Below are 12963 nucleotides of genomic sequence, written 5' to 3'. Positions count from 1 at the left end.
GTTCTTGGAATGTGAGTAATGTGACTAATATGCAAGGTATGTTTTATGGCGCTTCCGCATTTAACCAAAATATAAGTTCTTGGAATGTGAGTAACGTGACTAATATGTCTAGTATGTTTCAAGATGCTTCTGTCTTTAACCAACCATTAGGTTCTTGGAATGTGAGTAATGTAACTAATATGAGTAGTATGTTTTTAGGAGTAGTACTTTCTACAACTAATTATGATGAGCTACTAATCGGTTGGTCAACAATAAGTACAAATGAAGTTCCATTAAAACCAAATGTTGTTTTTCGGGTGGTAATTCAAAATATTGTAATGGCGCTTCTGCTCGAAACATATTGGATTTTTCCCCTAATAATTGGACTATCACAGATGCAGGGCAGGATCCTAATTGTGTTTTAGACACAAAAGAATTTGAAACGAATAGACTAAAACTATACCCAAACCCTGTAGTAAGTGTGTTAAATGTAAAAACTGAAAACAATCTAATTAATCAACCATATGCTATTATTGATGGTTTAGGAAGAGTTGTTTTAAATGGAAAACTTAATGAAGTTGATAGCAATATAAATGTAGAGCAATTATCAAAAGGTATTTATTATCTGAAAGTAGCTGGTAAAAGTGCAACTAAGTTTATAAAAGAATAAATAACATAAGTTATCTGATGCAGATTTAGAAAATTATTATTCATAAATAAAAATAATGAAAAATGTTCAATAATTTCAAACCCAAAAACATTAAACAAATTATTGGATTAATAATATATTTTGGAATTATTGGATTCTATTTATTTGTTTCGATAAATCAAAATGTAGATTGGGAAAATAAAGTTAAGATATGGAGACAAACAAATATTAGAAACTCGCCAACCGTATGTATCACAAAGACAGGAGAAAAATACCACAATTGTTATCACTATTCAAATAGAAATAAACAAATATCATTATTAGAAGCAAAAGAATATGGTTACACACCTTGTGGCACTTGCGACCCACCTACATTAATTAAACAATCAATAAAACCAATAGCACCAGATTATTATTTTCGCCATTGGTTTATTGTTTCAATTATTTTTTCGTATTTATACTTGTTCATGTATGAACAATTAAAAAAAATTAAATAATTTACTTCAAATCCCCTAAACTATTGACTGTCAAATATCTTTCAACAGTAAATCCTTCAGCGAAAGCTACGCCCACTAAACGCCCTAAATCCATAGCACGGTATTCAATACTATCTAAAAAGTTTTTTGAAGTAATTGGTGTATTGGGTTCGTTGGAATTTGGATTATAAAATTGGGTTGCATAGGCTTTTACTGCTTTCATTTTTACATCCATAAATTCGGAAACATCCACTACAAAATCGGGTTCAATAGATTGCCATTGTATGTAATGATAGACCAATTTCGGTCGGTAATGCGTTTGTTTTTCGCCATTAAGCTCGGTTTCAATTTTAGTTAAACCGGATAAAAAACAAGCGTCACTTACTAATTTACTTCCTTTTTCGTGGTCGATATGTCGGTCTGAAATAGCGTTACACAACACAATTTCAGGTTGGTATTTACGAATCATTTTGATGATTTCCAATTGATGTGCTTCATCATTCACAAAAAAACCATCTCTAAAATTCAAGTTTTCTCTAACTGAAACCCCAAGAATTTTCGCAGCTTCAGCAGCTTCTTCATCTCGGGTTTGAGCCGTGCCTCGAGTACCTAATTCACCACGAGTTAAATCGATAATTCCAACTTTCTTACCTAAAGAAATTTCTTTGGCAATAGTTCCCGAACAACCTAATTCTACATCATCTGGATGCGCACCGAATGCTAATATGTCTAATTTCATTTTTAAACTTTTATATTTTAAACACATAGAAACATAGTTTTTCTTTGTGTTTGTTTTTAGTCGTTTCACTTAACATAGTTAACAAAGCATCACTATGTGAACTATTTAAAATAAAATGCCTTTATAAAATTTTCTATGTTCCTATGTGTTTCCAATTTTATTCATAAATTAAAACACTCAAAATCGTTTTGGCTTTATTTTCTGTTTCTATAAATTCTTTCACAGCTTGGCTGTCTTTTGTAATGCCGCAACCTACGTAAATAGTTATCAAATCATTTTCAATTTCACAACACCTCAAATTTACAAATAAATTCGTTTGTTCTTGCATTCGGAATTCGCCTAAAAAACCAGAATAATATTTTCTATTGTACTTTTCGTTTTCTAAAATAAAATTTCTGGCAATATGTAAAGGCATTCCACAAACTGCAGAAGTTGGATGTAAGGCATTAATTAATTCGTTTTCAGAAATAGCTACTTTTAATTTCCCTGAAATATCTGATTTTAAATGTACTACATTTCCTGCTTTCTGCGTATATACTTTCGAAATTTGTATGTTTTCAACTAAATTTTCTGTGCTGTTTTTTATATAATCGGTAACCAATTGATGCTCTTCAACTTCTTTTTCTTGCCAAATTACGTTTTCTGAAACCACTTGCGTTCCTGCTAAAGAAACGGTTTCAAAAGTATGGTTTTTAATTTTCGTCAATTGTTCTGGCGTGGCGCCCATCCATAATCCCACTTGAGGATGATACCACAAATATCGAAAAGCAGTTGGATAGGTTTTTAAAAGTTTTTGATACGATTTTATAACATCTACCGATTGCGAAATTTCAATTTTACGAGACATTACCACTTTTTGAAACGTCCCATTTTCAATTTCCGAAACCGCTTTTTTAACTAAATTTTCAAATGATTTTTGAGCGTTTTCATCAGAAGTATGCTCTAAATTAAAAGTTTGCGCTTCTACATTAAAAATAATTTCTTCCAGAAAAACTTCGGAATCTGTTAATGGAAAAACAACATTTGTTTCGTTATAAAAACCAGCAAAAACAAATCCATTTTGATTTTCAAACACGTATAAAGTGTCATTTTTTTGAAAAACACCTTGTAAAACAACATCATCTGGTTTCGCATACACTACAAAAGGCAATTGATTTTGAAAATAAAAAAGGGCTTTTTCTAATAAGCTCATTACTTAACTCTTCTGGATAAAACCATATTAGACAATTTACACAAAGAAATTAGTTTGTCGTTTTCATCTACAATTCTAATTTCCCACAAATGAATACTGGCGCCTTTATGTATAATTTTTGCCGTACAAAAAACAGTTCCTTCTCGTTTACTGCGTAAATGATTGGCACTTATTTCGATACCACGAACTTCTTGTTTTTCTGGATTTATGAACATTAATGAAGCGGCACTTCCCACACTTTCTGCTAATGCCACTGTAGCACCGCCGTGTAACAATCCCATAGGCTGATGCACTCTGGAATTGACAGGCATTTTCGCTTTTAAAAAATCTTCACCCGCATCAATATACTCTATTTCAAGCGTTTCCATTAACGTGTTTTTAGACCATTCGTTACAAAGTGCTAAAAATTTTTCTTTATTAAACATAAATAGTTATTTTTACAAAGTTACAAATTTATATTTCTATAAAAATATACCAAAACGAACATTTTTTCGTTTTATATAATTATATAAATTATAGCCACGAATTTTCGAATTAAAAATTTGTTCAAAAATAATTCGTATCGACTTTGTCGATAATTAATTTGAATTAATTTCATATTTTAAGATTACAAAAATTCGGCAATTGGTGGCAAATAAAAAAACATAAATAAAAAAATAAATATGCGTCAGTTACTACTTTTTCTTGGAATAATTGCTACTTTTTGTTTCACATCGTGCAGAAACGAGCTTGATTTTGAATCGAGTATTGGTACCTTAACTTTTTCCAAAGAAACCGTGTATTTAGATACCGTTTTTACAAATATTGGCTCAAGTACCTATACACTAAAAGTGTACAACAATAGCAATAAAAATATCTCTATTCCAAAAGTGCGATTGGGAAAAGGACAAAGTTCAAATTACCGATTAATGGTGGATGGAATGCCTGGAAAAGAGTTTGAAAATGTAGAACTTTTAGCCAAAGACAGTTTGTTTGTATTTATAGAAATTACCTCAAATATTGCCAATGCAAATCCAGCCGATTTTTTATATACCGATAGAATTGAGTTTGGCGAAACGAATAATTTTCAAAAAGTAGAATTGGTAACGTTAATTCAAGATGCTGTTTTTATTTATCCTGAAAGAACGGGTAGCCCAAATAATTATACCTACGAACAAATTAATTTAGGAACAAACACAGCACCCGAAAACATTACTGGTACCAATTTAAGTGAAACAGATGCCACAAACGGAAACGAGCTGCATTGGACAAATACCAAACCCTATGTAATATACGGTTTTGCTAAAATTCCTGAAACAAAAACACTTGTTATTGATCCTGGAGCAAGGGTGCATTTTCACGCTAATTCAGGTTTAATTGTAGCTGCAAATGCGCATTTACAAGTGAATGGAAATTTATCTACAACCTACGATTTAGAAAACGAAGTGATTTTTGAAGGCGATCGTTTAGAACCAAATTATAGTGATGTAGCTGGGCAATGGTTAGCCGTATTATTTATGGGAGGTAGCAATCAAAATGTTATAAAAAATTTAACCATTAAAAATGCAACTGTTGGTATGTTGGTTTCAAATAATGATGGAACCACTACTCCAACTATTGATATGATGAATGTACAAATTTACAATTGTGCCAATGTGGGAATTTTAGCCCGAACTGGAAATATCTCAGGTAAAAACGTTGTAATTAATAATTGCGGACAGGCCAGTTTAGCGTGCACGTATGGCGGAAGTTACGACTTTACGCATTGTACGTTTACCAATTATTGGAATTCTCCAAATCAAACCAGTTTGGTGTTAACCAATGAAAATTTAAGTAGCACGATTCAAACGTCTTTAACACAAGCCAATTTTAAAAATTGTATATTTTATGGATCCAGTAATTTTGGTATCGCCTTAGAAAAAACAGGAACCGTATTCAACTATAAATTTGATAATTGCTTGATTAAATTTGTGGATTATAACAACCAAATTAGTGCGAATCCGTTATACCAATTTTCTACAAATACATCAAAATACGTAGGATGTATTTTCGCAATCAATTCAACAGCAAACAATCCAGGATTTAAAAATGTAAGCCTAAATGATTTCCGAATTAATGAAAATTCCATTTGCAGAAACAATGCTAATTTTACCTATTCATTTCCGTTAGATATCCTTGGAACAAACCGGACAAATCCTTCCGACATAGGTGCTTATGAATATTTACCATAAATTTAAAATTTAGAGCGGTTTTTACCGCTCTTTTTTTTTTACTTTACTAAGAAAGTTTAACTTTGCAATTAGAAACAACTAACACAACTGAAATTACATTCAGTTCAAGCAACTCAACTTTATGATTTTTTTCTTTGGAAACCAAAGCAATACCGTTTTTGCAGTTCAGTCTCAATCTGAAATTTCTACCGAAAACATACAAAAACTTAACTGGTTATTTGGTGAAACACAACAAATAAACAACAAAACAATTTCTGAAAATTTTGTAGGACCTCGTGCCGCTATGGTTACTCCTTGGAGTACAAATGCCGTTGAAATTACGCAAAATATGGGCATTTCAGGAATTATCAGAATTGAAGAATTTGAAAAAGTAAGTTCAGATTTCAATGATTTTGATCCAATGTTGTTTCAAAAATATGCAGCATTACAACAAGAAATTTATACGATACATATTCAACCTGAACCAATTTTAGAAATTGACGATATTGCATCGTACAACAAAACGGAAGGGTTAGCTTTAAACCCAGAAGAAGTCGATTATTTAAACAATCTTTCTACTAAATTAGGAAGAAAATTAACCGATTCTGAAATATTTGCTTTTTCACAAGCCAATTCAGAACATTGCCGTCATAAAATTTTCAACGGAACTTTTGTTGTAGATGGTGAAGAACAAGCAACTTCGTTATTCAAATTAATTAGAAAAACATCTGAAACCCATCCAAACGAAATTGTTTCAGCCTATAAAGATAATGTGGCTTTCGTTAAAGGTCCAAAAGTAACACAGTTTGCCCCAAAAAGTGCTGACAAACCCGATTTTTACGAAGAAAAGGAATTTGATTCCGTACTGTCATTAAAAGCAGAAACACACAATTTCCCTACAACTGTTGAGCCTTTTAATGGAGCAGCAACGGGTTCGGGAGGAGAAATTCGTGACCGTTTAGCTGGAGGTCAAGGTTCCTTACCTTTAGCAGGAACAGCGGTATATATGACATCGTATTCTCGTTTAGCAGAAAATCGCCCTTGGGAAAACGATATGGCAGCTCGCCCTTGGTTGTACCAAACACCAATGGATATTTTAATTAAAGCCTCAAACGGAGCATCCGATTTTGGAAATAAATTTGGGCAACCGTTAATTACAGGTTCTATTTTAACTTTTGAACACGAAGAAGCAGCGCGCAAATTAGGTTACGATAAAGTAATTATGCAAGCGGGTGGAATTGGCTATGGAAAATTAGACCAAGCGATAAAAAAGAAACCAACAGCAGGTGATAAAATTGTCATTCTGGGTGGTGAAAATTATAGAATTGGAATGGGTGGTGCCGCCGTTTCTTCAGCAGACACAGGTGCTTTTGGTTCAGGAATTGAACTAAATGCCATTCAGCGTTCCAATCCAGAAATGCAAAAACGTGCCGCCAATGCCATTCGTGGATTGGTAGAAAGCGATAACAACCCGATAGTTTCTATTCACGACCACGGTGCCGGTGGACATTTAAATTGTTTGTCTGAATTGGTAGAAGAAACAGGAGGTTTAATTGATTTAGATAAATTACCTGTGGGCGACCCTACCCTTTCTGCAAAAGAAATTATCGGAAACGAATCGCAAGAAAGAATGGGATTAGTTATTGGTCAAAAAGACATCGAAACCTTACAACGCATTGCCGATAGAGAACGTTCGCCAATGTATGAAGTGGGTGATGTAACCAACGACCATCGATTTACTTTTAAATCAAAATCAACGGGATTAAAACCAATGGATTATGCTTTGGAAGACTTTTTTGGAAGTTCGCCAAAAACCATAATGAACGACAAAACAATTACAAGAAATTATAGTAATTCAGAATATAATACAAGTGAAATTCCAACCTATTTAAATCAGGTACTACGATTAGAAGCCGTAGCTTGTAAAGATTGGTTAACCAATAAAGTAGACCGTTGTGTAGGTGGAAAAGTGGCCAAACAACAATGTGCAGGTCCGTTACAATTGCCTTTAAATAATGTAGGTGTAATGGCTTTAGATTATAAAGGAAAAGAAGGAATTGCCACTTCTATTGGGCACGCTCCTATTTCAGCTTTAATTGATCCGATTGCAGGAAGTAGAAATGCCATTGCAGAATCGCTTTCAAATTTAGTTTGGGCGCCTTTAAAAGACGGTTTAGCATCGGTTTCTTTATCGGCAAACTGGATGTGGGCGTGTAAAAACGAAGGTGAAGATGCCCGTTTATACGAAGCTGTAAAAGGATGTTCGGATTTTGCTATCGAATTGGGAATCAATATTCCAACTGGAAAAGATTCCTTATCAATGAAACAAAAATACCCAAATGACGAAGTAATTGCACCAGGAACGGTTATTATTTCGGCTGCTGGAAATTGTTCGAATATCACTAAAGTAGTAGAACCTGTTTTACAACGAAATGGCGGAAACATTTACTACATCAATTTATCACAAGATACATTTAAATTAGGAGGTTCTTCATTTTATCAAACGCAAAATAAAGTTGGAAATGAAACGTCAACTATTAAAGACGCTGCGTTTTTCAAAAAAGCATTCAACACCTTACAAGATTTAATAAAAGAAAGAAAAATTAAAGCCGGACACGATATTGGTAGTGGTGGATTGATTACTACTTTATTGGAAATGTCATTTGCAGAAGTAAGTTTAGGAGCATCCTATGATTTAACCGTCTTAGGTGAAAACGATGCTGTTAAAACGTTATTTAATGAAAATATTGGAGTCGTTTTCCAAGCTGATGCTGAAGTTGAAGCTACATTTAAAGTTAATGGTATTAAGATACATAAAATTGGTACCGTAACTGAAGGCGATGTGGTTTCTATTACTAATTTTAATGATTCGTTTACTTTCTCGATAACTGAAACCAGAAAAACTTGGTTTGAAACGTCTTATTTATTAGACCAAAAACAAACTAAAAACGGAAAAGCCAACGAACGTTTTGAGAATTTTGATAAACAAGCATTACAATTTACATTTCCATCGCAATTTGATGGTAAATTACCTGTAATTCCTGCTGGTGCAAGACCAAAAGCAGCTATTATTCGTGAAAAAGGAAGTAATTCTGAACGAGAAATGGCGAATGCAATGTTCTTAGCAGGATTTGATGTAAAAGACGTTCATATGACCGATTTAATTTCGGGAAGAGAAACTTTAGAAGACATACAATTTATTGGTGCTGTGGGTGGTTTTTCTAATTCAGATGTATTAGGTTCCGCTAAAGGTTGGGCTGGTGCCTTTTTATACAATGAAAAAGCAAACACTGCATTAAAAAACTTCTTCAAAAGAGAAGATACACTTTCTGTAGGAATTTGTAACGGGTGTCAATTGATGATGGAATTAGAACTGATTAATCCAGAACACGAGGTGCACGGAAAAATGAAACACAACGATTCTAACAAACACGAAAGTGGCTTTACTTCGGTTAAAATTCAGAAAAACAATTCGGTGATGCTTTCTACATTAGAAGGCGCTACGTTAGGCGTTTGGATTTCGCACGGTGAAGGAAAATTCAATTTACCAATGCCTGAAAATGCGTATAATATTGTTGCAAAATATGGTTACGAAGGCTATCCTGCCAATCCAAATGGTTCAGATTATAATACGGCTATGATGTGCGACACAACTGGAAGACATTTGGTTATGATGCCACATATTGAGCGTTCTACTTTCCCTTGGAATTGGGCAAATTATCCAGACAGAAATCAAAAAGATAAGGTTTCTCCTTGGTTAGAAGCGTTTGTGAATGCCAGAAAGTGGATAGATAACAAAAAATAAAATTTAAAAATCAGCTTTCAATAAGCTGATTTTTTTTGTAATATTGCGTTTTAAAAAAAAGTATGAATCATTCTACAAAATGTCTAAACTGCGACCAGGAAATTAGTGGGAACTTTTGCTCTCATTGCGGGCAAAAAACAGCTATTCATAGAATTGACTTTAAAAATTTCATAAAACATCATTTCTTGCACGGTCTTTTTCATATTGAAAAAGGAATGTTATTTACTGCAAAAGAATCATTAATACGCCCTGGAAAAGCAGCATTAGATTATATTGAAGGTAAAAGAATTAGATACTACAATGTTTTTTATTTTATCTTATTGCTTATCGGTTTAAATTTATTTTTATCTAATTATCACGCTCAATTAGTTAACGAATATTTTGACCATCCAACAATAGTAATAAAAGATACTTTTGGTAATAAATTTCAACCTTTTTTAATTAAAAATGCTAAAATTTTAATTTTTTCATTCGTTCCGCTATTTGCCATAAACAGCTTTATTCTGTTCAGAAAACGTAAATTAAACTTCAGCGAACATCTAATTATTGCAGGAATTACATTCTTAGGAATATTACTAATCAATACACTTGACACTATAGTTTCTTTTTTAATATTTACAGAATATTTTGATATTATTTATAAAATTCTCACAATAATTATTGGAATTACTATTATTCTACTTCCAATCTTTAGCTATTATCAAACATTTAAAGAGTATTACAAAAAAGGTACTTTTGCTTTTCGAGTAATTTTATTTATTCTTTTAACCTTACTCGAATTGTATGTATTTGCTTTTTTTATTGTCGGATATTTAAGTAATTGGAAATTTGGTGACGTTCAATTTAACACATAAAAAAAGGGCTGTTTCAATGAAACAGCCCTTTTACTTAATATCAAAATTATCTGATTAATTTCTTATATTTAATTCGAGTTGGCGTAACATCTTTACCTAAGCGTTTGCGTTTGTTTTCTTCATATTCTGTAAAACTTCCTTCAAAACTATATACTTGTGACTCGCCTTCAAAAGCTAAAATATGTGTACAAACACGGTCTAAAAACCATCTGTCGTGCGAAATAATTACGGCACAACCTGCAAAATTTTCTAAACCTTCTTCTAAAGCACGAAGCGTGTTGACATCTAAATCATTTGTTGGCTCATCTAAAAGCAAGACATTTCCTTCTTCTTTTAATGTCATAGCTAAATGCAGACGGTTTCTTTCTCCTCCAGATAATGTAGCTACTTTTTTGTTTTGATCACTTCCACCAAAATTAAAACGAGATAAATACGCACGTGAGTTAACTTGACGGCCACCCATCATAATTAATTCTTGTCCATCACAGAAGTTTTCCCAAAGTGTTTTATTCACATCAATATTCGAGTGCGATTGATCCACATAAGCAATTTTTACCGTTTCTCCGATATCAAAAGTTCCGGCATCTGCTTTTTGTTCACCCATAATCATTTTGAAAATGGTAGATTTACCTGCTCCATTTGGACCGATAATTCCAACAATTCCCGCTTGTGGTAATACAAAATTTAAATCGTCGTATAATAATTTATCACCAAATGCTTTCGCCACATTTTTGGCTTCAATTACATTAGTCCCTAAACGAGGTCCATTAGGAATATAAATTTCTAATTTCTCGTCTAATTCTTTTTGATCTTCGTTTAATAATTTATCGTAATTCTGTAAACGTGCTTTCTGCTTGGTCTGGCGACCTTTTGCTCCTTGACGTACCCAATCTAATTCGCGCTCTAAATTTTTTCTTCTTTTAGAAACTACTTTTTCTTCTTGTGCCATTCTGTTCGATTTTTGCTCTAACCAAGATGAGTAATTTCCTTTCCACGGAATACCTTCTCCTCTATCTAACTCTAAAATCCAACCCGCAACATTATCTAGGAAATATCTATCGTGCGTTACGGCAATTACCGTTCCTGAATATTGTGCTAAATGTTGTTCTAACCAAAGAACCGATTCGGCATCTAAGTGGTTGGTTGGCTCATCAAGTAATAATACATCCGGTTGTTGTAATAATAAACGACATAAAGCCACACGACGCTTTTCTCCACCAGACAATATATTTATTGGTGTTTCAGGGTCTGGAGTACGAAGCGCATCCATTGCAATTTCTAACTTAGTATCAATTTCCCACGCACCACAAGCATCAATTTTATCTTGTAATTCCGCTTGACGATCCATAAGTTTTTCCATTTTCTCTGGATTCTCATAGACTTCAGGTAGACCAAAATCGTCGTTAATTTTATTAAATTCTGCTAATAATTCAAACGTTTCAGCAGCGCCTTCACGAACAATGTCAATCACCGTTTTTGTTTCGTCTAATTGTGGCTCTTGCTCCAAATATCCTACCGTGTAACCAGGTTGAAAAACTACATCGCCTTGATAATTTTTATCAATTCCGGCAATAATTTTTAATAAAGAAGATTTTCCTGAACCATTGAGACCCAAAATACCAATTTTAGCTCCGTAAAAGAAACTCAAATAGATATTTTTTAATACTGGTTTATCTGCACCTGGATAACTTTTACTCAATTTTTGCATTGAGAATATTACTTTCTTATCGTCTGACATAGTAATTGTTTATTTTTTATTTTAATAATCTTCGTAAATCTTAAATCTAACTTCGTAATTTAGAATTACATTCTTCCTTTTAAGGCATTGAATACCCAAGCGTTTGCAAAAAAACCAATTCCTACTGCTGCAAAGCCCCAACCTGCTACATCGTCATATCTATATATAGCTAAACTGATTATTATTAATCCCATAATAATCATAATACCTGTAGCCCAAGCTAAAACTGTATTTTTATTCATTTTATATTTTTTTATCCCTTTTGGGTTGCAAATATCGTGATTTTTTATATTTTTTTTGTAACTATACTTCTTTATTTAATTAGTTGAAAATTTTATACACTAACTCCTTCAACATATCATCTTCTTTCATCGATCCGGATCCTACTCCTTTGCTTTTTACATCCATATCACGAATAATTTCAATAATTTGACTCACTTTTCGCATGGGATAATTTCTACTAGCTGTTGCATATTCATCCATAAAAAATGGGTTTACACCCAACACTTTTGCAGCATTGAATTTTGATTTGTCTTTTAATCCGTGATATTGCAACAATTGAGCAAAAAACGCAAACATTTGTCCGCTAATGACAACAATTGGGTTGTCTTTTGGATTTGCCGCAAAATTATGAATGATTGTATAAGCTTTTTGCTGATTTCTGGTTGCTATTGCGGATTTTAGTTCAAACACATTATAATCTTTACTAAAACCAATGTTTTCTTCAATGTTTTTTGGTGTAAAAATATGACCTTCAGGAAAAACAATTTTTAGCTTTTCCAATTCGTTATTAATTTTAGCTAAATCTGTACCTAAAAATTCGGCTAACATAGCGGCTGCTTTAGGTTCAATTCCATAATTCTGACCTTTTAATACTTTCACAATCCAATCTGGAACCTGATTGTCGTATAATTTTTTACTTTCAAACCAAACGCCTTTGTCTTTAATAGTTTTAAATATTTTTTTTCTTCCATCAGGTTTGTCTCTGTAAGCAAAAACTAAAATAGTAGTAAATTGTGGGTTCACGGCATACGACTCGAATTTATCAAATGTTTTAGATAAATTTTGCGCTTCTTTCACAATCACCACCTGATAATCTGCCATCATAGGAAAGCGTTTTGCCGTTGACACAATTTCTTCTACTGTGGTATCCCTTCCATATAACACCACTTGATTAAAGGATTTTTCGTCTTCAGTAAGTACCGATTTTTCAATTAAATCTGAAATCCTATCTACATAATAGGTTTCTTCCCCACATAAAAAATAAATGGGTTTGTAATTTTTAGATTTAATATCGTTAACTATTTTAATAACGTCTGTCATTTTGGTTTATTGTTTTTGG

At 32.8% G+C, this 12963-nt stretch carries 12 protein-coding genes and 1 pseudogene; 6 read left to right on the top strand and 7 right to left on the bottom strand.

From position 1 onward, the window contains the following. Positions 1–11: 11 nt before the first annotated feature. A pseudogene (locus tag ABWP78_RS07705) lies at positions 12–188 on the top strand (BspA family leucine-rich repeat surface protein); the annotation flags it as partial. Positions 189–216: 28 nt separating this feature from the next. Here ABWP78_RS07705 and ABWP78_RS07700 read toward each other — a convergent pair. Beyond that, positions 217–339 carry a hypothetical protein gene (locus ABWP78_RS07700; RefSeq protein WP_353170281.1) on the bottom strand — a complete coding sequence of 41 codons (123 nt, stop codon included), beginning with the start codon at positions 337–339 and terminating at the stop codon, positions 217–219. Position 340: 1 nt separating this feature from the next. Between ABWP78_RS07700 and ABWP78_RS07695 the strand changes: the two genes are divergently transcribed. Then, complete coding sequence (locus ABWP78_RS07695; protein ID WP_353170279.1) at positions 341–649, top strand: T9SS type A sorting domain-containing protein; 309 nt, start codon at positions 341–343, stop codon at positions 647–649. Between the two features lie 62 nt (positions 650–711). Next, positions 712–1125, top strand: a complete 414-nt coding sequence (locus tag ABWP78_RS07690; RefSeq protein ID WP_353170277.1) for a hypothetical protein — start codon at positions 712–714, stop codon at positions 1123–1125. 1 nt (position 1126) lies between these two features. Here the strand turns inward: ABWP78_RS07690 and bshB1 are convergent, their stop codons facing one another. The 3 genes from bshB1 to ABWP78_RS07675 form a co-directional block, all read right to left on the bottom strand. Next, on the bottom strand, positions 1127–1843 hold the full coding sequence (bshB1, locus tag ABWP78_RS07685; RefSeq protein ID WP_353170275.1) for a bacillithiol biosynthesis deacetylase BshB1: 717 nt from the start codon (positions 1841–1843) through the stop codon (positions 1127–1129). A 157-nt stretch (positions 1844–2000) separates the two neighbouring features. Then, a complete protein-coding gene (locus tag ABWP78_RS07680) occupies positions 2001–3035 on the bottom strand; it encodes an isochorismate synthase (RefSeq protein WP_353170273.1) in 1035 nt (344 codons plus the stop codon). Beyond that, on the bottom strand, positions 3035–3460 hold the full coding sequence (locus tag ABWP78_RS07675) for a hotdog fold thioesterase (RefSeq protein ID WP_291241316.1): 426 nt from the start codon (positions 3458–3460) through the stop codon (positions 3035–3037). The genes ABWP78_RS07680 and ABWP78_RS07675 overlap by 1 nt, the downstream gene beginning before the upstream one ends. A gap of 237 nt (positions 3461–3697) precedes the next feature. On the opposite strand from ABWP78_RS07675, the gene ABWP78_RS07670 reads away from it, so the two are divergent. The 3 genes from ABWP78_RS07670 to ABWP78_RS07660 all read left to right on the top strand — a co-directional run bounded on the left by ABWP78_RS07670 (position 3698) and on the right by ABWP78_RS07660 (position 9883). Then, positions 3698–5245 carry a hypothetical protein gene (locus ABWP78_RS07670; protein ID WP_353170271.1) on the top strand — a complete coding sequence of 516 codons (1548 nt, stop codon included), beginning with the start codon at positions 3698–3700 and terminating at the stop codon, positions 5243–5245. Between the two features lie 121 nt (positions 5246–5366). Continuing rightward, positions 5367–9029, top strand: a complete 3663-nt coding sequence (gene purL, locus ABWP78_RS07665; RefSeq protein WP_353170269.1) for a phosphoribosylformylglycinamidine synthase — start codon at positions 5367–5369, stop codon at positions 9027–9029. A 62-nt stretch (positions 9030–9091) separates the two neighbouring features. Continuing rightward, on the top strand, positions 9092–9883 hold the full coding sequence (locus ABWP78_RS07660; RefSeq protein WP_353170267.1) for a DUF3667 domain-containing protein: 792 nt from the start codon (positions 9092–9094) through the stop codon (positions 9881–9883). Positions 9884–9929: 46 nt separating this feature from the next. On the opposite strand, the gene ettA is transcribed toward ABWP78_RS07660, so the two are convergent. The 3 genes from ettA to holA form a co-directional block, all read right to left on the bottom strand. Beyond that, positions 9930–11621 (bottom strand): energy-dependent translational throttle protein EttA, encoded by a 1692-nt coding sequence (ettA, locus tag ABWP78_RS07655; RefSeq protein ID WP_353170265.1) that lies wholly within the window; start codon positions 11619–11621, stop codon positions 9930–9932. A 65-nt stretch (positions 11622–11686) separates the two neighbouring features. Next, positions 11687–11863: a CAL67264 family membrane protein gene (locus tag ABWP78_RS07650; RefSeq protein ID WP_353170263.1), complete on the bottom strand. Its 177-nt coding sequence runs from the start codon at positions 11861–11863 to the stop codon at positions 11687–11689. A 79-nt stretch (positions 11864–11942) separates the two neighbouring features. Then, a complete protein-coding gene (holA, locus tag ABWP78_RS07645; RefSeq protein ID WP_353170261.1) occupies positions 11943–12944 on the bottom strand; it encodes a DNA polymerase III subunit delta in 1002 nt (333 codons plus the stop codon). Positions 12945–12963: the final 19 nt, after the last annotated feature.

The sequence above is a fragment of the Flavobacterium sp. genome (genome assembly GCF_040402955.1).
In the GTDB taxonomy this organism is placed as follows: Bacteria; Bacteroidota; Bacteroidia; order Flavobacteriales; family Flavobacteriaceae; genus Flavobacterium.
The sequence above is the reverse complement of the archived record's forward strand: the minus strand, read 5'-3'. Positions and strand labels throughout refer to the sequence as shown.